Annotated in this window: 23 protein-coding genes and 1 riboswitch; of the genes, 7 read left to right on the top strand and 16 right to left on the bottom strand. The window is 41.4% G+C overall.

Going from position 1 to position 25666, the window contains the following annotated elements; genetic code table 11:
• Window positions 1-120 precede the first annotated feature (120 nt).
• A complete protein-coding gene (locus tag MMU07_RS20340; RefSeq protein WP_241128447.1) occupies window positions 121-588 on the bottom strand; it encodes a hypothetical protein in 468 nt (155 codons plus the stop codon).
• A gap of 68 nt (window positions 589-656) precedes the next feature.
• Here MMU07_RS20340 and MMU07_RS20335 point away from each other — a divergent pair, with 68 nt between their 5' ends.
• On the top strand, window positions 657-1475 hold the full coding sequence (locus MMU07_RS20335; RefSeq protein ID WP_241128446.1) for an NAD(P)-binding domain-containing protein: 819 nt from the start codon (window positions 657-659) through the stop codon (window positions 1473-1475).
• A gap of 9 nt (window positions 1476-1484) precedes the next feature.
• On the opposite strand, the gene MMU07_RS20330 is transcribed toward MMU07_RS20335, so the two are convergent.
• From MMU07_RS20330 to MMU07_RS20290, 9 genes are all read right to left on the bottom strand, one after another.
• The gene (locus MMU07_RS20330) at window positions 1485-3374 is read right to left on the bottom strand and encodes an ABC-F family ATP-binding cassette domain-containing protein (protein WP_241128445.1); all 1890 of its coding nucleotides are present in this window, start codon (window positions 3372-3374) and stop codon (window positions 1485-1487) included.
• 146 nt (window positions 3375-3520) lie between these two features.
• Window positions 3521-3751, bottom strand: coding sequence for a hypothetical protein (locus MMU07_RS20325; protein ID WP_241128444.1), 231 nt, complete (start codon window positions 3749-3751; stop codon window positions 3521-3523).
• Between the two features lie 170 nt (window positions 3752-3921).
• Window positions 3922-4317 (bottom strand): hypothetical protein, encoded by a 396-nt coding sequence (locus tag MMU07_RS20320; RefSeq protein WP_241128443.1) that lies wholly within the window; start codon window positions 4315-4317, stop codon window positions 3922-3924.
• Entirely contained in the window at window positions 4317-4532 is a 216-nt protein-coding gene (locus tag MMU07_RS20315) for a hypothetical protein (RefSeq protein WP_241128442.1), read from the bottom strand. Before MMU07_RS20315 ends, MMU07_RS20320 begins: the two co-directional genes overlap by 1 nt.
• Before the next feature lie 187 nt (window positions 4533-4719).
• Window positions 4720-5685: a YpdA family putative bacillithiol disulfide reductase gene (locus MMU07_RS20310; RefSeq protein WP_241128441.1), complete on the bottom strand. Its 966-nt coding sequence runs from the start codon at window positions 5683-5685 to the stop codon at window positions 4720-4722.
• A 93-nt stretch (window positions 5686-5778) separates the two neighbouring features.
• On the bottom strand, window positions 5779-6564 hold the full coding sequence (locus MMU07_RS20305; protein WP_241128440.1) for an NRDE family protein: 786 nt from the start codon (window positions 6562-6564) through the stop codon (window positions 5779-5781).
• 508 nt (window positions 6565-7072) lie between these two features.
• The gene (locus MMU07_RS20300) at window positions 7073-8149 is read right to left on the bottom strand and encodes a DUF4249 domain-containing protein (RefSeq protein WP_241128439.1); all 1077 of its coding nucleotides are present in this window, start codon (window positions 8147-8149) and stop codon (window positions 7073-7075) included.
• 10 nt (window positions 8150-8159) lie between these two features.
• Window positions 8160-9620, bottom strand: a complete 1461-nt coding sequence (locus tag MMU07_RS20295; protein WP_241128438.1) for an IPT/TIG domain-containing protein — start codon at window positions 9618-9620, stop codon at window positions 8160-8162.
• Between the two features lie 58 nt (window positions 9621-9678).
• The gene (locus MMU07_RS20290; RefSeq protein ID WP_241128437.1) at window positions 9679-10767 is read right to left on the bottom strand and encodes a DUF4249 domain-containing protein; all 1089 of its coding nucleotides are present in this window, start codon (window positions 10765-10767) and stop codon (window positions 9679-9681) included.
• A 132-nt stretch (window positions 10768-10899) separates the two neighbouring features.
• Here MMU07_RS20290 and MMU07_RS20285 point away from each other — a divergent pair, with 132 nt between their 5' ends.
• Window positions 10900-11274, top strand: a complete 375-nt coding sequence (locus MMU07_RS20285) for a BlaI/MecI/CopY family transcriptional regulator (RefSeq protein WP_113924007.1) — start codon at window positions 10900-10902, stop codon at window positions 11272-11274.
• Window positions 11274-13349 (top strand): M56 family metallopeptidase, encoded by a 2076-nt coding sequence (locus tag MMU07_RS20280; protein WP_241128436.1) that lies wholly within the window; start codon window positions 11274-11276, stop codon window positions 13347-13349. Before MMU07_RS20285 ends, MMU07_RS20280 begins: the two co-directional genes overlap by 1 nt.
• A gap of 46 nt (window positions 13350-13395) precedes the next feature.
• Here the strand turns inward: MMU07_RS20280 and MMU07_RS20275 are convergent, their stop codons facing one another.
• The 5 genes from MMU07_RS20275 to MMU07_RS20255 form a co-directional block, all read right to left on the bottom strand.
• Window positions 13396-14964: a glycoside hydrolase family 28 protein gene (locus MMU07_RS20275; protein ID WP_241128435.1), complete on the bottom strand. Its 1569-nt coding sequence runs from the start codon at window positions 14962-14964 to the stop codon at window positions 13396-13398.
• Between the two features lie 570 nt (window positions 14965-15534).
• The gene (locus MMU07_RS20270; RefSeq protein ID WP_241128434.1) at window positions 15535-15813 is read right to left on the bottom strand and encodes a Trm112 family protein; all 279 of its coding nucleotides are present in this window, start codon (window positions 15811-15813) and stop codon (window positions 15535-15537) included.
• A complete protein-coding gene (locus MMU07_RS20265; RefSeq protein WP_241128433.1) occupies window positions 15810-16445 on the bottom strand; it encodes a thiamine phosphate synthase in 636 nt (211 codons plus the stop codon). Before MMU07_RS20265 ends, MMU07_RS20270 begins: the two co-directional genes overlap by 4 nt.
• On the bottom strand, window positions 16442-17497 hold the full coding sequence (locus MMU07_RS20260; RefSeq protein ID WP_241128432.1) for an AIR synthase family protein: 1056 nt from the start codon (window positions 17495-17497) through the stop codon (window positions 16442-16444). The genes MMU07_RS20265 and MMU07_RS20260 overlap by 4 nt, the downstream gene beginning before the upstream one ends.
• A complete protein-coding gene (locus MMU07_RS20255; RefSeq protein WP_241128431.1) occupies window positions 17497-18219 on the bottom strand; it encodes a class I SAM-dependent methyltransferase in 723 nt (240 codons plus the stop codon). The genes MMU07_RS20260 and MMU07_RS20255 overlap by 1 nt, the downstream gene beginning before the upstream one ends.
• Before the next feature lie 61 nt (window positions 18220-18280).
• Window positions 18281-18371, bottom strand: a riboswitch (TPP riboswitch).
• A gap of 89 nt (window positions 18372-18460) precedes the next feature.
• Here MMU07_RS20255 and MMU07_RS20250 point away from each other — a divergent pair.
• The 4 genes from MMU07_RS20250 (at window position 18461) to MMU07_RS20235 (ending at window position 23946) form a co-directional block, all read left to right on the top strand.
• The gene (locus MMU07_RS20250) at window positions 18461-18715 is read left to right on the top strand and encodes a hypothetical protein (protein WP_241128430.1); all 255 of its coding nucleotides are present in this window, start codon (window positions 18461-18463) and stop codon (window positions 18713-18715) included.
• 706 nt (window positions 18716-19421) lie between these two features.
• Window positions 19422-20258, top strand: coding sequence for a bacteriorhodopsin (locus MMU07_RS20245; RefSeq protein ID WP_241128429.1), 837 nt, complete (start codon window positions 19422-19424; stop codon window positions 20256-20258).
• An 888-nt stretch (window positions 20259-21146) separates the two neighbouring features.
• Window positions 21147-22115, top strand: coding sequence for an RICIN domain-containing protein (locus MMU07_RS20240; RefSeq protein ID WP_241128428.1), 969 nt, complete (start codon window positions 21147-21149; stop codon window positions 22113-22115).
• Between the two features lie 25 nt (window positions 22116-22140).
• The gene (locus MMU07_RS20235; RefSeq protein ID WP_241128427.1) at window positions 22141-23946 is read left to right on the top strand and encodes an adenylate/guanylate cyclase domain-containing protein; all 1806 of its coding nucleotides are present in this window, start codon (window positions 22141-22143) and stop codon (window positions 23944-23946) included.
• A gap of 302 nt (window positions 23947-24248) precedes the next feature.
• On the opposite strand, the gene MMU07_RS21800 is transcribed toward MMU07_RS20235, so the two are convergent.
• Window positions 24249-25571, bottom strand: a complete 1323-nt coding sequence (locus tag MMU07_RS21800) for an ATP-binding protein (protein ID WP_241128426.1) — start codon at window positions 25569-25571, stop codon at window positions 24249-24251.
• Between the last annotated feature and the right edge of the window lie 95 nt (window positions 25572-25666).

Below are 25666 nucleotides of genomic sequence, written 5' to 3'. Positions count from 1 at the left end.
TTCCTCTGATACAGAAAATCAATTGACACTAGCTGTCAAATAAAATTTGGCAACGTGTCAAATTCGGGGGAGTCATAAAAAATAATTTGAAAACCCTCCTTCAGCTTGAATGAGGGTTTTTTATTTGGATTTGTTTTTCTTGGAATACCTATTCAGAAACTCTTTTTTGAATTCACTGTAAGATAAAGAATCCTTGATGCTTAGAAAAAAATCCTTGGGGAGATCCAATCTTTTATAACGGATAGATTCAAGGCTGTCAGTAAGCGTGAATGTATCGTAATTGCCTTCTGAAACCTGCCATATTCTTTCCATCCCTGCTTCGTTGCTCACCACGAGCAGATTGCCTTCTACATGATAATCATATCCAATCGGGCCAATTTGGTGGTGGTGAAGTACGATAAGGGAGTCATTGACATAAAGTTCGTAATAGGTAGAATCCATCTCAAAACCATACCAATTGCCAAGCATAGGGTTTTTGGTTTCGGTAAAACTGCAGGAAGAAAACATGAAAATAGCCGCGATTACGAATCCCCACCTTTTGGGCAGGAACCTCAAAGCATAAAAAAGAAGCTTCCCCCTGAATATCATTTTGGATTACCTTTATCTTTGTCAGCCACTCAAATTACCAAATATTTGAAAATTTACCATAGTTTTTTATGACTTCAATAACTATCATCGGATTGGGTTGGTTAGGAGAGCCCTTGGCATTGCATCTTTTGGAGAAAGGATATTATGTCAAAGGCAGCACGACAAGCCCTGAAAAATTAGCTGGATTGCAATCTAAAGGAATTGAAACGGCTTTGTTAAAATTTAATCCTGATCCTGAAGGAATGGGATTCTTGCCGCTTTTTGAGACGGATGTCCTCTTTGTCAATATTCCTCCTAGGTCTCGGACTGTGCCCGAAGGTTTTTATGCAGAGCAGATCAAATTTGTAAAGGAATTGGCCGTAAAGTCCAAAGTCAAGAAAATCATTTTTGTCAGCTCCACTTCTGTTTACCCGGATTGGAATCGGAAAGTAGACGAATCTTTGCCTTTGACTTTGGAAAATTCAGGTAGTCCGGGGATTTTGCGGGCCGAACAAATTCTCCAATCTGAAAAAAGCTATGACCTGTCTATCATCAGGTTTGGAGGGTTGTTGGGAGTGGACAGGATTCCGGGAAGGTATTTTTCAGGAAAGACATACGTGACAGGAGACAGCCCCGTCAATTATATCCATCAGGTCGATGCGGTCAGACTGTCTTCGTGGATCATTGAAAACAGCATTTGGAATGAGACTTTCAATGGGGTGGCTCCTCTGCATCCAATGAGAAAGGATGTTTATGAAAAGAATGCCCGGGAATTGGGTTTTGCACCACCGATGAGCTATGCCGATGACGGCGAGTCAATGTGGAAAGAAATCTCCGCGGACAAAATCCTGACTACAGGTTTTCAGTTTCAGATTCCTGATCCTTTGGATTTTTGGTATCGGCCATAAAAAAAGGGATCAATCGATCCCTTCCAATTCGCTCAGTTCAAGCCATCTCATTTCCAGGTCTTCCAGGTCTTTTTCGATTTTTTGGATTTGTTTTGCCCAATCGATCATCAGCTGATGGTCTTCTGAACCGGTATTGATTTTCAAAACCAAGCCATCTTTCTCATTGGTGAGGGATTGGATTTTGGCATTGATTTCTTCAAATTCCTTTTTCTCCTTGAAGCTTGCTTTGGGTTTGCCAGCATCGGAATTGGTCTTTTCAACTTTTGGAGCTGAAATTGTTTTCTCTTCCTTTTTACCTGATTTCTCTTCTTTTTCCCACTCTCTGAATTCTGAATAGTTGCCAGGAAAATCTTTGATAATCCCTTCTCCTTCGAATACAAACAAGTGCTCCACCAACCTGTCCATAAAATACCTGTCGTGTGATACGATGATCAGACAGCCTGGGAAATTATCCAAAAATTCCTCCAAAGTATTCAGGGTCACAATGTCCAAATCGTTGGTCGGTTCATCGAGAATCAGGAAGTTGGGACTTTTGATCAATATCATCAGCAACTGCAACCTCCTGCGCTCCCCACCGCTCAATTTGGCGATAGGAGTATGCTGTTGTTTGGGAGGGAAACCGAATTTGGTCAAAAATTGCGAAACAGAGATTGTCGCTCCACCGGCCACAGTCACTACTTCTGCAACTTCCTTCACAATATCAAGCAGTCTTTTTTCTTCGTCAAAACTGTCTTCCTCCTGCCTGTAATAACCGATGGCTGTTGTTTGACCGATACTGATTTTTCCACTGTCAGGAGGAAGCATGCCTGTGATCATATTCAGGAAAGTAGTCTTTCCTGCTCCGTTTGGTCCGACAATGCCGATTTTATCTCCTTTCTTGAAGGTATAGCTGAAGTCTTTGAGGATTTTTTTGTCCTCAAAAGATTTGTTCAGCTTTTCTATTTCGATGATTTTGTTGCCAAGCCTTTGAGAGGTGACTTTGAGTTCGATCTCACGTTCCTCCTTCTTCATAAAGGCTTTTTCCTTCGTTTCCTCAAAGGCATCTACCCTGTATTTGGCTTTGGTGCTTCGGGCCTTAGGCTGCCTTCTGATCCAATCTAACTCCTTCTTGTATAGACTCTTCGCCTTTTCCTGTTCGGTAGCTTCTATTTCTCTTCTCTCTTCTTTCTTTTCGAGAAAATAACCATAATTCCCCATGTACCTGTGGATGCTGCCATTGTCAAGTTCAAGGATCTGATTGGTAACTTTCTCGAGAAAATACCTGTCGTGCGTCACCATAAACAGCGCAAGGTTGGCTTTGGAAAGGTAGTCTTCCAGCCACTCAATCGTCTCCAAATCGAGGTGGTTGGTGGGTTCATCCAAGAGCAAAAGGTCTGGTTTTTCCAAGATAGCTTTTGCCAATGCCACGCGCTTCCGCTGACCGCCACTCAGGTTGCTGACCGCCATTTCTGTGTCGTGGAGACCTAATTTGCCGAGGATTTCATTGATTTGGTATTCAAAATCCCAAGCCTGCAGGGTATCCATTTTTTCAAAAATCTTCTGCATCTCATCGCCGTTGTCTTTGCCGTGCTCGGCGTCCAACATGGCTTTATGATACTGCTCGATCACCTGAAGTGTCTCGTTGGTACTTCCATCAAAAATGGTTTGAAAGACACTCAGGTTACCTGAAAAAACCGGATTCTGGTGTACGTAAGCTACTTTCACCTGTTGGTTGATGGCGACATTGCCGGTGTCGGCAACTTCCTGCCCCATAATAATTTTCATCAAAGTGGACTTTCCTGCCCCGTTGATGCCGACTAGGGCGATCTTTTGGCCTTGGTCTATGCCGAAGGAAATGTTCTGAAAAAGTTTGCGCTCGCCAAATGACTTGCTGAGATTTTCTACTGATAAGTAATTCATGCCGCAAAGATAGAAGGAAAAGGTTTTAATTTGGCAGGTTAAAAAGATTTCAGGATGTTTAGATTGGAAGAACTTGTCCGCCGTGGCGGATTGGAAAATTGAAAAATTGAAAAATTTTCAGCCAGGTCATTAGGAATAAACCGGGATTATTGAATCTTGGCTGAATAATATTTTTTGAACCAGTTTGGTATGTTTCTTTCATCAAGATTATCCCATTCCTTTTCACCCTTGGCATTAACCTTAAAATGTGCAAAAAGTGTTTGTTTTTCTCCTTCTGCAGAATTGTCAAAAAAATAGCATTGATAGCAATGTTGTGCAGCTTCATATAATAAATCCATCGACCTGTAATACCTGGAAATTATTTTACTTTCAGGCACGTCATGTCCATTATGGGGAACCCTTACCTTTTTTACTCTATAAACATTGATGTCGGGATGTTCTGTTGATACAAAATAAAGATAAACCTTATAGCCTTCTTCTTTTGCTTTTTTGATTATATCAACTTTTCCCTTATGGGAAAAGACTGTTTCAAATGAAAATTTCTTACCTAATGATAAAAGTTTTTTCTCAAGAAATCTGCTAAGATTTGAGCAACCCTTTCTACAGCATTGTCATTACTTTCATCAATTCTATTTTTGTTGATGAGCAATTTATTCTTTTTGATGGATATACATTCACGAAACCGTAATTCAGGAAATTGATCCGAAATTAATCCTGAATCTTTGACTATATCAAAAAATTCTAATTCAAAGAAATCTATTTCGTATTGACTAAAGACAAAACCTTTACCTGTCTCCGGGTCAGAGGTAATGTCATCTGCATTGATGTAAATTCCGAAATCCAGTTTTTTACCTTCCTGAACTTCGACATTTAAAGTGTATTTAATGATTGAACTTTTGCCTGAACCATTTGGCCCTGCAAATACCCTCATTCTTTTTTTCATCAATCAAAAATCACTTGAAGACCAGCTGTTTCCTGACTGATTTGTTCCAGTTTTTCAATTTTCCCATCTGCATACTTCTTTACTACCCAACCATCTTGTGCTATGATGACATATCCATTTGATTTCATTGCTTTTTTTGCACCCTCTTTAAAAGCCTTTTTTGATCGTTTTTCGACCAATCTAGTGGTAACATATTCCTTCTCTAATTTTTTCATAGTCTTTTAAAATTAAATAAATATACCGACTTCCAATCAGCAGTGGTTGATTTTCTTACACTTACTTTTAAAAGTAAGGCTTGAGGATAACGTCCACAGAATGCCATTTGTTCTTCTCCTCCAACATGGATATTTAAGATCTAACGTCACCCACTATTTTCAGCCTTCCACCTTCCTCCCTCTTCTTTCACCCTTTCCCCACAATATCCTTCACGATATGCTCGGCATGGACAATGGAGTTTTCGATAAAAAACTCACGGGTATTTAATCCGCCACAGACCACGCCGGCAAGGTAGACGCCCTTCACATTTGATTCCTGATTGGTTTGGTCATAGCAAGGTTGGCGCTTTTCGTCGAGACTGAGCTCCACACCCAATTGGTCCAAGAGCGCAAAGTTTGGTCTGTAACCAGTCATCGCCAAGACAAAGTCGTTTTCAACCGTCACTTCTCCCTCAGGAGTATTGAGCACAACTTCTTTTTCTCGAATCTCCTTGACTGTTGAGTGGGTAAATGCTTTGATAGAACCTTCTTTGATGCGGTTTTCGATATCCGGCTTGACCCAATATTTGACATTGGAATCTATGCCTTCGTCCTTCAGCACCATGGTGACCTCAGCGCCTTTTCTCCATGTTTCGAGGGCGACATCTACGGCAGAATTTGCTCCGCCGACTACGACAATTTTTTGGCCGATATAGGGCCAAGGTTCTTTGTAATAGTGGGTAACTTTTGGTAAGTTCTCACCGGGGACATTCATCAGGTTTGGCAAATCGTAAAAACCTGTAGACAGGATGATATTTTTGGTATGGTAAATGGCTTTGGAGGTAGTGATTTCAAAAACACCCTCTGTTTTGGACACGGTTTTGACTTCCTCGTACAGGTTGATTTTCAGTTTCCAGGTTTTGGCTACCCTGCGGTAATACTCTAAGGCTTCGGTCCTTGTAGGTTTGTGGGCGATGGACATAAAAGGAATACCGCCCATTTCGAGTTTTTCGGAAGTCGAAAAAAATGTCATATTGAGCGGATAATTGAAAAGGGAGTTGGTCAAAACACCTTTTTCGACGATGATATAATTCAGCCCGGCTTTTTCACATTCTATCCCACAGGCCAATCCTATCGGCCCGCCACCGACGATAAACACATCCAATATTTCCATTTCAAAAAGGTTTAAACTGTTCAGAGGAGAGTTGGAGTTTTTGAGCTGATTTCCAAGAAAGCTGCATAAACCTCTACTGATATGTCAACAACATTACCCGATTTTCTGTTCGCGGACCTCATCCATTTGGAACTGAACTCGGGTTTCTTCGCTGCGGTTTTCGGCCTGAAAATAGCGAACTTCCTTGATCTCCACCTCCCCTGAATGCTTCCAAAGCAAGACCGTGGTATTGATCGTCCCGTAATAATTGCCCACGTTGATAAACTGCGAAGAAAGCAACCGCTCCTGTTCAATAGTCGCACCTGTGACAGGTAAAAACCTGTCCTGTTCTATTTCCCTTGACAGCAAAATCTCCCGCAACCCGTCTGTATCTATTTCATTCCTGTCGATTTTGGAGCGGAGCATTTCTTTGGCTTTTACAAGTTTTGCCCAGGGTGTTTCCAAAAGTGCATTGCTCAGGCCATAAAGACCATATTCCAGCCTATAGATTCCTTCTTTTTTATTGGACAGATAAAAAAGATCATCGCCTTCCCCAACCAAGAGGTTGAACCCTTCGTATTGGTCTTTTTCTTTTTCAATCGCCAAAAGGTATTCCAAAGGACTTGAGTTTCCTTCCAAAAAGTTCTTGACAAGATCACCCCTCGATTTGGCGTTTTGTTTGACATTTTTGAGATCACGATAGTTGGTCAAAGTAGCAAAACGGCCGTTTGGATGTAATCCTAACCAAGTCCCTCCCGCTTTGAGGTCTTTGCCGGCATAGAATCCCTCTTCCCAAAGATGGATTGAAGCGGTCGGCCTCTCAAAAAATTCATCCCTGTTGGCTACCAGGATAAATTTATATTCGGGGTGGTTGATCCAGTTGAAAGCTAATAGGCACATGCATGCAAAATACAAAAAGTAATCAAAGGTTTTTGTGTAAAGAAGGGATGACTGTAATATTTATTGTTTTACCATTTTCATTTATATGTATATCCGCAATTCAGCCACTAGCAAAATTTTGTTTCAATTCACCTTCACTGGCTCGGTGTCCGTAAGTTTTATTTCTAGAGGAGGTGGAGGGAAATGCGGCGCAGCCGCATTTCCCTCCACCTCCTGACAAATAGCACCAGATCCGGTGGCCGAGCGAAGTCGAGGCCGTTTTGTCTAAAAGAAATAGAGGCAAGAATGTGGATAATCAGATTCATTTATATGTATATCCGCTTTCTTGCATGTAGCCAAACAATAATTTTTTTGGAGGAGCCATTAAACACCCTGTGGACAGTGGACTGCCCAGGCTGTGGACGAGTATCCTCATTCGATACAAGCTCCTGTTGCCCACCGTGCAGCATTGCGGATACTCATATTCATTTAAATCCAAAAATTGTTTTGCTGATGTTCAATTCTGTTCTCAAGGATTCCAGTCTGCAGGAGGTATAAGGCTGGAATTTAACAATACTCGGCAATCATCAGGAACTTTGGTGGAGGGAGATAATACAAATTCCAAATTTTCTCTTTTGATGTAGGCTTGAATAGCTTGCTCATCGGAGGCAAAAAAATAGCCAAGCACAGTTTCATTCGCATCGTCAAGGCTAAAAACATTTCCTCTAATATTAGCAGGAGGAGGGTCAAAGACACTTCCTGTGAGGCTGATTTGTTGGTCTATCAATTTCAAAAACCGATGGCCCCTTTCATTAATAGACAAGTTTGAACCCTCATACCTGTAGGTATCCAAAAACCTCAATCCATCATCAGGAATGTAGGCAATAATCCTGCTTTGGGCTAAGCCGTTGAATTCATTGTCATCTGATGCATAGATGTTGACTACAGGTTGCTCTTTTCTGTAGCATGTCTTACAACAGGGCTTGGGATTAGGGCAACGGGGACAAGTTGGATGGGTTGGAGGGTTTGTAAAGTCCTCTGGCTGGGTGACCAAAACATAAGTAGATTCATTGCCTGCCCAATAGTAATAGTTTTTTACATCACCGGGATCTCTGAAATGCGCAATAACTTGTACGCCAACGTCAGATAGCAAGCGGTTGGTGGTCGCAGATCTGACAGACCTGTAGGAAAGGGAGTCTATCTTTGGCACAGGCACTATGGTCTCCGGCAGGGAAATGTACCGTCTTCCCGTGAAGGTGATGATTTCGAGATTATAACTTCTTCCAATTTCAGCACTGACAAAATCTGCAGTTTCATACACTCCAGGGCTGATTTCTTCCAGCAAAATTGTTTTTCCCAAATCATCTCTAATCAATACGGTCGCCAGCGATTCGGGTCTATTTAGCCCATTAAAATCCGGTCCATATTGACTTGCCCTCGATAGTCTGACTTGGTGTTTTTTGAGTTGGGTAGTGAATCGTCCTTCGACAGTAGGCATGCGCCCCGGATCTTGGGATTCAAATGAATACTCCTCAATGCAAGAAATACCCAAGCAGACCAAGAATAAAAAGAAGAGCGAAAGCGGTATTTTAGATGTTGAAATCATAACGGTTTTATTAAAAGCCATCCGGATCAAATCTCCAAAACTCAGTGAAGTCTGCAGGTTGCTGTGAGCGCAAAAAATAAAGCTGTCCATCACGCTCAAAAATCCCGGAATTTACTGCCCTGATTTCACCCGGAAATGGATTTTTTGCAGACCATACAAAAGTCCTTAGATCCAGTTCCCAAAATTCTCTTGCGCTGTTGTACATGCCTATATAGGCTTTGTCCCCCATCACTATAGCCACTCCGCCAAAATCCGAAACAGTTTTGATAAATGGGGAGGGGTATACAGTTTTGGCTGATGCAGATGCTGTATAAGGATTATACTCCCATAATATCTTGTCTTTGTCAATGATGTACAATTTGTCTTGGTAGATGAAATTCACCAGATCGCCGGTAACATCAAAAGGGAGGTTTGGAAGGTTATTCCAACTTTCAGATATCGGATTATATTCTCTGACCAATGATCCTACCTCTAATAATCCTCCGATAGCCAGAAAATTTCCTGAGATTTCAGCCCCTATAGCATCTGCAAACCTAAAAGCAGGCGATGTGATCTGTCGGTATTCCCCATTATCATATTTCCAAAAATCGTCTGAATAAGTAGCTGAAATTCCAATATTTTGGAATCCCCCTCCAAAATAACCGGTACGGGTTGAAACTGCTTTTCTTTTGGGCAGACCGGGATAGTTGGTTGGTTTCCATTCGTTTTCTCCTTGGGTATAGGAATATATTTCCGAAAAAATATTACCACTAAAATCCACTCCCAAACCAACAAAAAAGGTATTGCCTTTCTGAAAGTAGATATTGTCTCTCAATCTGATTCCTTCCAACCTGATATCAAGCAATTCATAGGTTCCGGTAGGATACCTAAAGTGATTTTCAGCAAAAGCCACCTGACTTCCGGTCACCACTTTCAGAGGAATGGAGATGGATTCCTGCCTTTTTGGAACCCTTACCCTGATCTGAGAACCAAAGACAACATCAATTACCTCGGCTTTTGTTTCTCCAAAAAACACCTCAGAACTACTTTCAAAACCTCTTCCAAATACAGTAATTATTTCGCCTTCAAACTGAGTCAAGGGAAAAATCCGCTCTACGGCTGGTTCTAGCGTCACAAACGTAAGCGTGTTTCCAAAAACCAGATCGGATTCCGTCTGGGCAAATCCCCGCACAAAATATTCTTTACCCAAAGAAAGGGACTCAGTCTCTCCTACAAAGTTGCCCGGACGGGATCTTTCTCCCATTTTGATTTCTATCGGATCTGAAAAATCAGCTGTCAATGAAAACTGAAAGCCATGCTCTTGGACGGCTACATTTTGGAAAGCCAAAATCCTCCCTAAAATAATAGCCCTTGTTCCATTGACATTGACAATCTCCTCTGTCAATATGGTAAAACCTCCATCCGCTTTTTCTTCACAGGAAAAGAAGCCGAGGCAACAGAGGAATAGGATATAGAGAGATATATGTTTCAAAATGATAATTAAGGTATCATGAATTCAAATTAAACTAAAGTTTTTGAAAAAAAAAAAATCAGGGATTCCAATCATCAGGTGGATCGAGTGGAAGCAAGGGCGGAATGATGGGATTCCTTCTTAATCCATCCGCGGCACGTAAGAATTCCCTGCAATCCAAGAATATTTTTGTGAATGGCGTTTTTACAAATTCCAATCTGTCCTTATGGATATATACCCGCATAAATTCTGCGTCTGCTACCAAAAAATAACCCAAAACTTGCTCATTAGGATCATCTAGGCTGATCATATTGCCCCGGATATTGGCAGGAGGTGGATCAAATACACTGCCTGTTAGGTTCAGCTGCTGATTGACCAACCTTAGAAATGAATGCGCCCTTTGGCTTATCCCAAGATGCAAAAAGTCCAACCTGTAGGTTTCTTTGAATCGTACACCATCATCCAGGATATAGGCTACAATTTTTCTTTGGTATAGTCCATCCACATCTTTATCGTCATATGTAATCACATTGGCAGGCTGGGGAAAGTCGGTATGAAAGCACCTGGCGCAGCAACTCACAGGAGGATTTCTCCCCCCTTCTGCATCCGGCTCTGTAATCAAAACAAATGTGGAAGTTATAGGCCTCCAATGGTAAAAATTTTCAATGCCCTTTGGGTCTTGAAAATGGGCGGTGACCTGAACGCCAACTTCCCCGATGTACTTATTGGTCGTAGCTGTTCTCACTGCCTTATAGGTGAGGGAATCAATATTCGGAACTTCCGCTACAGTTTCTGGCCTCGAAATATATCTTTTTCCCGAAAAAAGTTCCAACTCAAGGTTGTACGTCCTGCCCACTTCAGCACTGAAATCCTGATCAGAAATATAAACTCCCGGTCTGTTAGAATCTTGGGATTCGGTGAATACAAAAGTCCTTCCAAGATCATCCCTCAGGGCAACTTTAGCCAATATTTCAGGCCTGTTAAAACCCACAAATGACAAACCATAAGGAGCATTTCTGGTGAGTTTGACTTCATGTGGTCCCGGGAGTGTGGTGATTACTGCTTCTACGGAAAGACCCCGCTCAGGTGCCTCTACATCCGCATTGTAAGGATCTATACATGCAGAAAGCAGCAGGACCATAAATAATATGGGATAAAATTTCATCATTACGCTTAAAATTTTAGATGCAATATAAAGATTTAGAAGGTTTTTGGATATTGTACGAAATAAATCGTATAAAAAACTTGTATTACGATTCTCTTCGTATAACTTTGTACGAAAGCAATCGTATTAACCGCTATGCAAGCTAAACCGACTGAATCCGAACTTGAAATTTTGTCTCTGCTCTGGCCTATGGAGCAGGCGACTGTGAGGGAAATCCACGAGAAACTCGCGGAAACCAAAGATACCGGCTACACCACTACCCTCAAGACCATGCAAATCATGCATGCCAAAGGACTCCTCCGCAGGGATGAGCAGAACCGTACCCACATTTACTTTCCAGCGGTAGACGAGACCGTCACCCAAAAAAACCTCGTGACCAACTTTATGGCCACAGCATTTGGCGGCTCTGCCAAAAACCTGGTCATGCAGGCTCTCGGACAGGGCAATCCTTCCAAAGAGGAATTAGATGAAATCCGCGCTTTCTTGGACCAATTGGAAAATGAACAATAATGGAAACTTTATCCACTTTTATTGCTGAACCTTATTTACTTGGCCTCGGCTGGATGATCGTCCATGCCCTTTGGCAGATTGCAGGCGTAGGTTTGATACTGTGGCTGGCGCTTCAGGTTTTTGGTAAAAAATCCCCCGCTTTCAAATACAGGCTGAGCATTTCAGCACTTGCTCTGATTACAGTTTTGGCTTTGGGAACTTTCATTTATTCCATTCCACCTTCCCTTCCAGTCCCAGCCGGAGCTATTCCCCATACTTCCCAAATCGAGCATTTGACCCAACCCAACTCCAACCACCTGATAAATGCGCCATCTGATTGGATGATCGTATCGAGACGGATAGAAAATTGGATCCCAACATTGGTACAGGTTTGGTTTTTGGGAGCGATGCTGTTTTTGGTAAGGTTGGCGACCTCCTTGGCCGACATCCGCAATCTCCGTCAAAAGCAACATGACCGGGCAGAATCTGTTTGGCAGCAAGTATTGGATAAGCAGCTTACATCGCTCAAAATGTCCAAACCTGTACAACTTCTGAAAAGTATCCACGTGGAGGTGCCGATGACGTACGGAGTTTGGAAGCCGGTGGTTCTCATTCCTGCAGGTCTTTTCTTTCAGCTTTCACCTTTGCAGCTCGAGGCAATCATCGCCCACGAACTCGCCCACATCAAGCGACACGATTACCTGGTCAATTTGGTACAATCTATTTTGGAAGTGGTGTTCTTTTTCCATCCCATATTCTGGTGGATCAATATGACCGCCAAAGAACAGCGTGAAAATGCCTGTGATGACCTTGCGATCAGCATGGGGATTTCTCCCAAAGACCTTGCATTTGGCCTCGCCAATGTACTGAACCATGCCAAAAACCCGACGCCGGAAATCGCCATGACTGCCGCCAAACCCAACAACCCGACCCTTGACCGCATCAAAAGAATAATGGGAGTCAAAACCTCCTCTTCACAACCAACTACTATAACCAGCATGACCATGATGATCACACTTTTGCTTGGCGCCACCCTGATGGTCGGCGCAAGCGACAAACCGTCCAAGGAGTCCTTTGAGGATTTGATGGCTACCGAATTGAATACCAATACCATTGAAGGTAATTGGATCGGCACATACGCCTATCCTTCCCAAGACACCATTCCGCCAAAAGGCCCTGTCATCATGGAAATGGATTGGAACAAAATGACTCCCGAGCAAAAGGAGAAGTTCAAAAAAGAGATGGAAGGGCTCAAAGATTTGGGTTTGTTATTCAAAGATTTCAACCCTGTATTTCAGGGAATGCCTGAATTCAACATGATGTCCAAGGATTTTCCTGTGGCACCCTTTGCCTTTGAAGCCATGCCGATGTTTCAGATGGAATTAAATATGGCACCGTTTCCTCCCATGAATTTTGTTATGGACGAAGTTCCTAATCTGAATATGGCCGACATGCCTGTCATGGATTTTGATATTGCTCCCTTCATTGCTTTCCCGGATTCGGCCATGTTTTTGGAAGTGCCGGCGGATATTTATTTCCCTGCTGACTCTTCCCGTGTTCATAATTTTAGCTACCACTTCAAATACAACTTTGACACGACCAACATGTCCAAAGCCGAAATCGAAAAGAAGAAGGCAGATATGGATGCAAAGTTTGCTGAAGAAGATAAAAAGAGGGCAGCGGCTTTGGTAAAATGGAATGAGGCAAATAAAGATAAACTAGCTGAATGGCAGAAAAAGAATGAAGCTTGGCAGAAGGAATTGGCTCCCAAAGTAGAAGAATTCGAAGCCAAAATGAAAGAATGGGAGAAAGCCAATCGACCTAAGATAGAGGAATTCGAAAAAAAAATGGAGGAATGGGAAAGAGCAAACGCTCCTCAGATGAAAGAGTACGAGCTAAAAATGAAAGCTTGGGAGAAAGAAAACCAGCCCAAAATGGATGAATTCCAAAAGAAGGTGGAAATCTGGCAGCAGGAAAATCAAGTGAAGTTGGAAGAGTTTCAAAGAAAAATGGAACTCTGGCAAAATGAACATCAGGAGGTGTTGAAAGAGCTCCAAAAATCCATTCAGGAATCAACAAAAAAAGGGGACAATTAGTCTCCTTTTTTTTGAATCCTTTACTAGGTTAGGCATCCATTAGCATCTATTTAATAGTTTTTATAAATCGCTCGGATTTACTGTCGAAACTGGTACTACGAGTATTTTTCAAAATAATTTGTTCGTTTTTATCATCAGGTAAATCCAAATTTTCCATATCTACTTGTTGCACATCTTCCAGCACAAATGCTGGCCTGAAATCACCGTTATCTAATTTGAGTTTGATGTTTTTCATCGTAATTCCTTTCACATGGCGGATATAAAACCCCCATGAAGGCAGCTCGCCAAACATCGAGTACTCGGGATAATCTTTTATTTTTTCGGGAACACGCTCCAGCTGCCAAAGAGGAATGTAAGCCATACCTTTCGATGCACGGCCCGGATAGATTATTTCAATATTCTCGAGCGAAATATTTTCAATATAATGCCCTGGAATTCCGGTAATTGGCGAAGGAAACTGATTGTGAAAGAAAGGCAGTTCAGGGCCGCGCATATCGTAGGCTTCATCGGGGCGTCCAAAGGGTACCTGAGCCTTGATATTTTTAAATGATATATTTTTCACTGTTCCGGGAGTTTCTCCCGCACGGTGGCCTAGTCGGACAAAAATGGCGTTTCCGGTATTCACTGCCATAATATTTGAAACCTGCACATTTTCAATAAAACCCCCGTCAACCGATTCGATGGCGATGGCCGACCGATAAGTGTCTTTTATGGTAATATTGTCTATAACCACATTTTTAAACCCACCAACCGATGCGGTGCCAAACTTAATGGCACTGGCGCTGGACCGGATGTAGCAATTCGCTATATATATGCTATCGTTGAAATAGCCGGGATAATACGACTTCAGGCAAATGCCATCATCAGCCGAATTGATATCGCAATTGGTAATCCTGACGTTTCGGCAATCGGTGATATCCATTCCGTCATTGTTCCAGTAGGCACGGCTTTCTACAGTAACCTGATCAATTACAAGGTTATTGCAGAGTTCATATGTCTGTACCCAGCAAGCTGAATTTTTAATGGTAACACCCTGTACGGTCACATTTTCGCATTCCGAGAAATTGATGATTTTGGGGCGTGCAGTTTCGCTGGGGCGATTGTTCTGAGTGCTGTAGTTGGGGTCGATTCGCTCACCGGTATGATGTAGGCTATCTATTACAAATGCCAACTCGCGCCCTTGCCCGTCAATGGTACCTTTTCCGGTTATAGCAATATTACTGGCGCGGTGGGCCAGCAACAAAGCAAGTTTTGAATTGTCGTCGGTTTTGGGAGAAATTGGTGCGTCTTCAATCTCCAATTTTTGATAGTCTTCAGGATTGGTGCTACCCAAAAGCACCGCTTCTTCGTCCAAAAATAGGGTTACATTGCTTTTGATCTGTAAAAACCCCGTAAGGTATTTCCCCTTCGAAAAAACCAAGGTCCCACCCCCTTTTCTAGAAACTTCGTCTATGGCTTTTTGCAAGGCCAGGGTATTAAGGGTCTTTCCATCAGCAATTGCACCGAACTTTTCAACCTCAATTTTATCTCCTGACTGACTGTAGGCCAGCGACAGGACAGACAGCGAGAAAATAAAAACCAAAACGGATATTTTTAATGTTTGTATCTTTTTCATTTAATAATTATTTGATGCTTTTTCCCTCTTTAGAAGGTTGTATGCCCTTTTTTGGCAAAAGCCAACAGTCTACAGTTTTTCGAAGGCGAAGTTTTTCAGCGCAAAATTTCTTTAGATGCATAAAGCTTATTGGCACTTTACCACGTAGAATCACGAAACCCCGCCTATTGCAATTGTTCTGTGTTTGCCTTTAATGGTAAAAATAGGTCAAAAAGATGAGCGGTTCAACCGGGGAAATGTGATCAGCAAAAATGAAAAAATGTATTTCAATTTCAGGGGTTTCACCTTGATCCAAACCACTACTACCACATTGTCATGCCTGATAATTACGGTATATCAATAAATGCTTCCTTACTAGCCTAAAAACCTACCCAATCATCTCCTTTACGAGGGTCTAATAGATCATCCAAAAAACCACTCCCTAAATTTGGAGAATGCTCCTATATACCCTGGGGTTGAACAATCTGGCCTGCACAGTGATGCAGCTCAAGGCCGTCTGCTTGACTGGCGCTTGAGCTTCTTTCTGTCGTGTGGGTTATCAGTGGCAAAAGGACCAAGGGCAGGCTACCTTTATTCATTAATTTGCTCTTTACTTTCGCTAAGCCGAAAATTGTCGGATACCTTGTCATTTGTCCAGCGCTCTAATAAAGGACGCTCTAATTTAAATTCGCGGTACTCGTCTGGACTCATTATCGGAATACCTGATACAATGGGATATACTCTTTTACACTCATCGCAGAATAAAATGCCTTCCAAAATATTGTCTTTAGTGTCCTTGGATACTATGGTTAATTTCAAATCTCCTTTGTCAAATGAACAGCAAAGTTTTTTTATGGTTTCTATTCTCATTTCAATTCTTTTTTTATTTTTTGTTGGTATTTTTTTAGTGCCTCAACAGGCTTTTCGTTACTCATTATGCCTGATATTACAGCAATACCTGAATAATTCAGTTCATTAAGTAATTCTATATTCTCGGGTTTTATACCGCCTGCCAAAAAGATAGACATGGAGGTGATTTTCTTTGCTTCTTTCACGGTATCAAATGTTACCAATTCACAACTATTTGCTGTTGATGAGGGAAACAAAGAGCAAAATGAAATGTAATCAAATTCATTTTTTTCTGCCCATTGTACTGAAGACAAGTCGTTGCTGCAAGTGAGGCCTGTAATGATCTCCCGGTTCACTTCTTTTTTCAATTGCTGCATATTATCCTGTATTTTATCCAAATGGATACCGTCTACAGCTGTCTGCTTCAATAATTCCCATTGGTTATTGATAAGCACAGGGATTTTTTTGGCATGGCATAATGGCAGGATATCGTTTACGAACTCTATTGGATTTTCATTTGGTTTGAAGTTGTCCCAAATTTGTATAGCTGAAATTTCTTCCTTGATAACTTCTTTTAGCTTACCCATTAAAATCCCCCTGTCCATAGAGGGGTCAATAATGAGATAAATCCCATCTCGTATCCGGTTTTTCATTTCCAACCTTTATTTAAAGCTCCAAAAAAAGCAGCCCAATAGGGGTCTTCCTCAAAATATTTCAAGACATTTTTTTCTTCATTTTCAATAAGTGTTATTCCATTTTTCTTTTCGCATAATTCTCCCACAGCTACACAAGGAATATTACTTTTGGCCAATCGAGAAATCACCTCCTCAGCGGCCTCTTTTTCACAGGTGATTACCATAGAACCTGCACCTATACAGTATCTTGGATCTAGGTCAAATATGTTACAGACTTCTGCTTGTACTTCGGCAACGGGTAATTTGTCGTTATAAATAATTGCTCCATTGCCTGAAGCAACAGTCAATTCATAAATAGCGCCCAAGACCCCGCCTTCTGTTACATCGTGCATAGCTGTAATTGCTGAATGTTCATTGTTTTTACCGACTGCAGTCAAAGCATCTTGCAATGAAGAGGTATGGTAAAATGAAGTACAGGCTTGTTGGTAAATTTCTGTTCCTGCTTTGTTCTTTACGGTTTTAGGAAAACTCATCGCAAGAATTGCCGCAGAGGATATAGCACAAGATTTGGTTACCAATATTACGTTTCCCGATTTTGCCGACTTGGACAGCAATATTTTGTTTGTAGGTGCTATCGTAACAAGCGTTCCGCCTCCAGCGATGGTTGAGTTTTGACCCTCAATAAAACCCGTATGTCCGCCTGTGATGGCAATTTTTATTTCGGAACAAAACTTATGAATGTATTCCCAATATACTTTGAAGTCGTTTTTTGAAAATGTAGAAGGAAGATTTAATACAAATTGGCCATACATTGGGGCATATCCTGTCGTTGCCATATCATTTGCCATGAGATGGACAGACAACCAGGCCGATTCTTGCAGACCAAGGGACGGTATCAGTGATAATGGGTCGCTTGTTAATGCCATTGACATCCCTCCATGCAATCCAACAAGAGAAACATCTACCCCAAACTGTGCCCCTGCGATGACCTCATCGCGTTGATGCCCACATTTTTTATAGATGAATTGTTCAAATAAATGGTGTTCAATTTTGCCAAGTTTTGTGCTCATTAATCCACATCTTTTAGCTGTATATACAAACCAAAAAAATCACCATATGGCAAGCCCCATTGCTGAACAGGAAACCATTTTGGCAGCCCTGTGCAAGTCCAGTGGATGGTGTATTCCCTTCCCTCTAGTGCTTTATGTATAATTTTTGTCAGCATTTGTGGGGAGTAAAAAGTTGCTGTTACGTAAAATGGATTTTTCCCGAATAATTGCTGAACCCTTCGTCTCAATACTTTGGGGGAATTACGGTTCATCATTCCCATTGCTATGCCGTATTTGCCTACTCTTGCTGCTTCGCGGATCACTTTCACGGGGTCTTTGTAGTATTCAAAAGTGGTAATGAAGGCGAGTGAATCAAAACTGTGGTCCTTAAAAGGCATGTGATGTGAATCAGCCATTACCAAATCTCCTTCAAAAAGATGCTTTGCTTGGGAAAGCATGAGTGGAGAGATGTCGCCACCTGTGGCTTCAATGCCTATTTCTTTCCACCACCTTGTAAATCGTGCAGTGCCACAACCAAACTCCAGCAATGTTTTGACCCGCTTATCAGTAGAAACAAGTTGCTCCATTACTTTCTTTTGCCAGATTTCAGCTCGTTTGTACGGTCCTTCATACCATTGTTCATAAGTGTCGGTATGTTCACGGTTAAAAAACCATTCAGGTCTTCCCTGCCAGTTTTGTTGACTTGCCGGTATTAAACCGGTTGAAAATTTTTCTACTTCCATTTCGATTGTTTTATAAAACAAAAACTCCATCCTCTAAAATACCAAGGGATGGAGTTTGAAATAGATTTTCAAATTGCATCCCTACGTTGGCATTATCCAAATCAGGTCTCGGGTATAATCTCAGCTATTAAATAGCACCCCGTGCTTTTTCTTTCAAATATATTAAATTTTTTATTGGAGGGTAGGTTGGCCAAGTGTTTTTTTCTGACCCCCAATTGATGCCTGTTAGATTGCCCTGATCATGACGGTGTACAACTTCAGGCGCACCATCAATATCCTCGGCATCGAGGACCTGATGGAAAAGCTCAGAAAATGGAAACCGGACTACAAGACGGTTTCTTTTTGGCCTAAATCCGGTCAAATAGAGCCAATCAGAGGCTTATTGGCCCAATATCTCCAAAAATCGGAGAAGAGAGTTTTTGGGATATTCTTGAACGAAGTTCAAGGCTTCAAATATATAAACCCTCTATACGCTTCAGAAAAGGGGTTTTTGTAAAAAATTCTAGTTTTTTTCACAGCCTGACGTTTTGCAGATTTGAGATGGGCGGGATTTTTACAACTAATTTTGAAGCGGAGCTCAAAACTTTCGGTTACCACTAAACTGTCTGCGGAACACAAAACCCCGCCTATTGCAATTGTTCTGTGTGTGCCTTGAATGGGGAATATAGGTCAAAAAGATAAACGTTCCAACGGGGGAAATGCGACAAGCAAAAAGGAAAAAATGTATTTCAATTTCCAGAGGTTCAACACAATCCCGACCTCTACGATTAGGGTGGCACTCCTTGGGAAAATGTATATGAACTGGTGCATTCTTACCACTTCAAAACCATCTCAACCCCTCATTCATGCTGGCGCGACTTACAATCCATGTAACAGCCATTTTGACGCCCCTTTTCGCTATTTGATTTGTCATTATTCTTCCATTTAGTGATGGTCAAAATTTTATTGGTGCCAAGTTTTTTTTACGCTTTAGTTTGTGTCTCACAAAATCCTTGAGGTCCGTGGGACACTGGCCATAGGAGAAAGCATAGTATCCTGCTGAAAGTGAGATTTATATAATAACCTGCAATAAAAGTGTAAGATAATTAAAAGTAATAGGTCCTACTTTTATCTAAATACTATAAGATTAATATTTCATCACATTATATCATTGTAACTGTATTGATTTACACTGCTGCGATGGTCATGAAAATTCAATAATTATGAACGAATTAGGCAACGCAAATTTTGAAAACTACATCGGAATCAATCAAGGATTTTCTGAAATGGGCTATCAGATAGTCGCACAGGTACTTACTTTAGGGTATGCGGTAATGCTGGCGGCACTATTTTACTTTATCCTTACCATAAAATCAGTTGCTCCTAAGTACAGGATTTCGGCTGTTTTATCGGTCGTGGTTATGGTATCGGCCTTTTTACTTTTATATGTGCAAGCTAATAATTGGACAGGCAGTTTTGTGTTTGATAAAGAACAAGGAAAGTACTTTTTGGGCAATGGTAAAGACTTGTTTAACAACGGCTACAGGTATCTTAACTGGCTAATTGATGTGCCAATGTTGCTTTTTCAGATACTTTTTGTAGTCAGCCTTACCAAATCAAACTTCAGTAGCATTCGAAACCAATTTTGGTTTTCAGGTTCAGCTATGATAATCACCGGCTATATCGGTCAATTTTATGAGGTGACTGATTTTACTGCTTTTGCTATTTGGGGTGCTGTATCCACTGTTTTTTTCTTCCATATTTTATTTTTAATGAGAAAGGTAATCAGTGAAGGTAAAGAAGGAATTCCACTCAAAGCTCAAAAAATGTTAGGTGGGATATGGACTTTATTTATCATTTCTTGGCTTTTGTATCCCGGTGCATACCTGATGCCTCATTTATTTGGCATTGAAGGAGGACTTTTCAACGAATCAGGAGTGGTAGCCCGCCAAATAACTTATACAGTGGCGGATGTATGTTCTAAGGTAATTTATGGTGTAATGCTTGCAAATGTCGCTCAGATATTAAGTAAGGAAGAAGCTTACATTGAAGCAGCCTAAAGTATATATAATGGGGATAGCCCGCGATTACGTGAACTTTCCTTTCTGTTTAGAATAATGTTTTTGATTAACCACAAAACTGCCACTGGAACATGCCCCCTGTTTTTTGCAAAACGGGCTAACTTGCCATGAATGGTGAATATGGGTAAAAAAGATGACCGTTCCCACGGGTGCAAGTCCCTTAAGCACGGGGTATTCCCGAAGCCAAGCAAGTGGTGCCGATAGCTATCGGCATGTTTTATCGCGAGGTATGCACTCAAGTAAGCCAGACTGCTGTGTCTGTACTGAAGAACAGAACATTTCACGCCATAGTGGGAAACCATATACGGAGGTTACGAGGTTGGAGTCAACATATCCCTAAATACGATTCATAGACCTGCTCCAACGCTAATAAGTCCGTTTTTTTCTTTGATCTTTTCAAAATATTTTATTTTCAATAAGTATAGTATTTTAAAATCTATGGCATAGGATACATCATTTTTTTAATGAATCAGTATTGGATTCCTGCCCATTCAAACCAGAGAGCATCATCAACAAATGCCTGATCTTTATTGTCATTTTTCCTCATTTTGCATTTTTAGAGAATTTGCTTCAGAAGCAGGCTCTTCAATTCCCCATTTATAAGAATTATTCTTATCCATTCTCTACCCAAGTTTGTCAGAAAATTGAATTTTGGAATTTGTTTCCGATAGCTCCCGATATTATCAGGAGGGGATGTAAATCCCTCCTGAGCGCACCTGATTGGTATTTCGGGTGTTCTTCCCTCTTCTTTGGTTCATTTTTAGTTAGTTTCATCCAAGGGTAATGGCCTGTTTCCTTGAGGTAAGGTAACTTCACTAATTCTTAATTCGGATTTCTTGCGGCTGTCAGATAAATAGACTATCTTTTTTGATTATTTCATTTTTAATAATTTTTTATACCATTAATATGCCAAATTATATAAAATTTCAAGTAAAAAGCTCCGGCCAGTGGCTCAACATCTATGGGTTAAACGCCCCCAGCGGCACAATGGCTTGCCAGGGTGAATTGCCAACCACGGATAATTTCAAATGGGAAATAATCAATTCTGCGGTTGCGGGATGGCACTTATTCCAGTCAAAGGATACCGGTCAGTACTTAAATATTCCAGGCGCTATACCGGGTCCAGGGAGTTCTAATGCTACTATCGCTTGTCAGAATCCGTTGGCAAATCCGAATAATGCACCCGATAATTTTTTATGGCAGATCGAGGCTCCCGATAGTAATGGCTGGTCAATGATCAAGGTAAAGAGCAGCGGTCAGCACTTAAATATTTTGAATGGGGGGAGTGTTAATGGCACCCCGGCCTGTCAGGGTGACACCCCAACCACAACGAATTTCCTGTGGATGCAAAGTCCGGCTAAGGATCTTAAAGATGTGGCCCCGACGACCGTGACGATGAATATCCTGGATTGTGCATCCATGTATACGCAGCTCCCCAACGGGGGACCACTTAGTGAAGCACAGGCCAATCTATGGTTGAAGATGGAAGATAACAAAGGAGGGGAAAAGGAAAATCCCAATCAAAACTCTTTTGAAACCATCTTAAATCCAGGGAGCCAGGTTATTTGGCAACCTAAAGTCGACAATAGCAGCTATACGGTTGCCATTACCAACATTATCTATGAGCAGGGATCAGGAAACAATGTCTTAGGGCCTATAACTCCCACCAATGGGAATAGTGGCAATGTAACGGCTCAAGTGATCTGGACGGCTATTCGGCCTGATAATGGTGGTGACAACGAAGCCTATACTATTGAATTTACACTTAAAAAAGGGAACGACCAACCCAAAAAATATACTTTTGATCCGAAGATTAGAGTAGATCCCACCAGATAACAGGCAACTATATGTGAGACAGCAAATGCGAATCATCCTACTTTTCATATTCCTGCTTCTGGGAAAAGGGCAGGGTATGGCCCAAAACCAAAAGGAGGCTGATAGCCTAATTCGGCTGTTGGATAGATCCGAGGACGTGCATGATACTTTGCGCCTTTATTGGCTGTCAAAGATCTCATTCAATCATAACACCCCTGACAGTTCTTTGTTTTATTCGCGCCTGTTAGCCGCCGAAACGGATGATCCGAAGTGGTTGGTAAAGGCCTATTTCAATGAAGGCTCTGCCTTGCGTATGCTTGGCGATTTGGAGGGCGCCCTGAAAGCGACTTTCAAAAGTTTGGAGTATGCTCAGGCAATGGGGGATAAAAAGAGGGTTGGCAACGCTTATTTGGTCCTTGGTGATATCTATTCGGTCTCGGGCGCCCATCAGAATTCAACCGATTATTACTCCAAAGCCATTCTTATTTTCCGGGAGATCATGGATTCTCAGACGCTGGCCTCAGCCTTGTTTAATCTGGGAGATGAATACCTCAATCGGGATAATCTGACGGCAGCTATTCCTCATTTTAGTGAATCGGCAAAGCTGTTTGAGCAGATTGGATACGATATCGGAGTGGCCTATAACCTGGGAAACATGGGGATGGTATACGCCAAACAGGGCGATGATAAATTGGCTTTATCCAATATCAATAAGGCAATAGCAATCCTGGAGGAGCAGCAAGACTATTACGGGATCTCGGAATACCTTGCCTATATGTCTGATATTTACCTTTCCAGGAACGATCTTCCTATGGCCTTGGGCTATGCAGAACGCAGTCTGGAACTGGCTTTTTCCAATGGGCTTAAGGACCAACTCAGTGACACCAACCTCAAACTCGCTACACTCCATGAGCAACTTGGGAATACTGATATATCATACCAATACTACAAGGATCATATCGCTTACAGAGACAGTGTAAAGAATATTGAGTCGATCCAGCAAATGGCCGACCTTGAGACCGGCTACCAAGTGTCCCAGAAGCAGGTAGAGGTGGATCTGTTAAACCAGCAAAAAAAAACACAGAAGATCATTGCATTTAGCACCGGGGCGGGTATGTTCCTGATTGGAATAATGGCGATTGGTTTATATCGGAGAAATAAATTCATTCAAAAGGCCAAACAACTCATCGAAGTAGAGAAAGACAGGTCTGAAGCTCTTTTACTGAATATTTTGCCTTTTGAGATCGCCGAGGAACTCAAGGCAAATGGAAGTGCAGAAGCACGCGAATTTGAAAAGGTGTGCATTTTATTCACCGATTTTAAGGAATTTACCCAGACGGCCGAAAAGTTATCTGCCCAGGAATTGGTATTGGAGATCAATCACTGCTTTATTGCCTTTGATCATATTTGCGAAGAATTTGAGCTGGAAAAAATAAAAACTATTGGTGATTCCTTCATGGCTGCAGGGGGCATCCCTATGCCTTCTGAAGTAGCTGTAAAAAACATGGTCCTTGCCGGTCTGAAAATGCAGAGTTTTATCACCGAACGAAAAAAACAACTCCATGCCGAGGGTAAACCCGCCTTCGCAATGCGGCTCGGCATTCATACAGGGCCTGTGGTAGCCGGGATTGTCGGGGTTAAAAAGTTTCAGTACGACCTATGGGGGGATACGGTGAATACGGCCTCCAGGATGGAAAGCAATGGGGAAGTGGGGAAGGTAAACATATCACAGCAAACCTATGAGCTCTTAAGGTCAGATCCTGAGTTTGTATTTGAGAAAAGAGGCGAGATAATTGTCAAAGGCAAAGGGGCCTTGGAGATGTATTTTGTAAGCCTGAAAGAGTATGCCTGAGCCCGCTTCCTCCTAAAAACCTATACCATATTCTTATCCCTGTCTTTAGAAGATGGTTGATCATTTGCCCCTGGAGTAATGGCGGATTTCGAAGCACTAAACTGTATGCCAGCACTGAACTTGATACGAAGCACAAAGCTTCATTTAACCACTGAACCCGCTTTTTTTGCCAAACGCCTGTTATCGCTTCGGTGTTCTTTTCTATTCATTTACAGCGCTCTTTTGTTTTGTCCTATGAGCCAATTATGAGCCAATCAAAATATAGTTCGCCTTATCCGACATTTATCCGACATATCCGACATCTAAGAAGCTAATTCATAATAAGCACCTTTTTTTTCACCTATTCGCTTAATGATGTTCAATTGAATCAGTGTTTCTAAATCCCTTAATGCAGTCCTATCTGTTGTATTGTTTATTTCCTGATATTCTTTGTTAGTGATTTTACCTTTCTCTTTCACATATAACACTGCTTTAACTTGTCGTTCATTCAAGGGAAGTGATTGCAGATGTTTTTCATTGTAAATATCTTTTCTGAACTCTACGGAAATATCGCTTGAATCGTAAGTAAAAACTGGTTCGGGGATTCCTGCTTTTTTACATTCGTTGATGATTTTAATAGTTCCTCGTCCCCAAGATTCAATGTAACCACTGCGAAACAAAGCATTTGCAATGTCGGGGTTGTATGGTCGGGAGGCGTGTTTTTCCAATAGGTTTTTAACTGTCCAATTTTCAGGAAGTTGTCCTTCGTTCCAAATCATTAACTTGTCTTTATAAACACTGATTTGAATTGGAACACCACCGGAATAATCTTTATGTGCAATGGCGTTTAACAAGGCTTCCCTGATTGCTTCTTTTGGATACTCGTACGTTTCCACACGATTCAACCCTTCATAGCTTATCAAAGCCTTGATATATTTGGTGAAAAGTAACTCTGTGGTCTTTTCAATTTGTTCAAAAAGATTTCCGTGAATTTCGTCCTGAAATCTCAAGTCGCTATCACTTTCGAAAAAACCTATTTTTGCGTAAGCTCCTGTTATATACTTTTCAGGATTAGGGTGAAAAAGCAGAATAGATGCCCGCTTAATAAATTTACCTTCCTTGAGTTGAAGGTTCTCAATAAGGTGTTCATTACTGTCAGCTAAACTTTCTTCATCAATTCTTTGGCTTCTGAAAGCTCGTTTGCGAAAAAAATCAAATGTTTCTTGCTTAAAGTCATTTGTTGAAACATTCGGAACAGGAACTCCATCCCATCTTTTCCCTTTTTTCTGAAGGAGAAACTTGTCAAGTGCAGCACCTTTTAATTCCTGTTTGGTGCTGCCGCTTCTGTAATGATATTGCCCTTTGTAATTGACTGGATAAGGATATTGCTCAACAAGAATTTCAATAAATTTCCCTTGGTCGGTTTGGTGCAGATTAACATCAACCAAAATCCCCAAAGTGTCTCTGACCTTGTTAGGTATTTCTTCCAATAGCTTTTTAGCATCCTTCAAGTCAACTACAATTCCTGAGTCGTCTTTTCCAATAAAAATAGTACCACCATAAGCATTTGCAAAACCACAAATCCATTTTAGGTATTCATCTCTCCAAGTTATTTTGAACTCAATATTTTGCGATTCTGATGTCACTGCTGATAATTAATAATTGTATCCATCCGATAAACCCCATATTTCCTGGCCGGTGATTACTTCGTAAAGTTGCATTATGAAAAAGATCAGCAACG

The sequence above is a fragment of the Cognataquiflexum nitidum genome, from assembly GCF_022538055.1.
Taxonomy (GTDB): Bacteria; Bacteroidota; Bacteroidia; order Cytophagales; family Cyclobacteriaceae; genus Cognataquiflexum; species Cognataquiflexum nitidum.
This window is presented reverse-complemented; position numbering and strand designations above follow the sequence as displayed.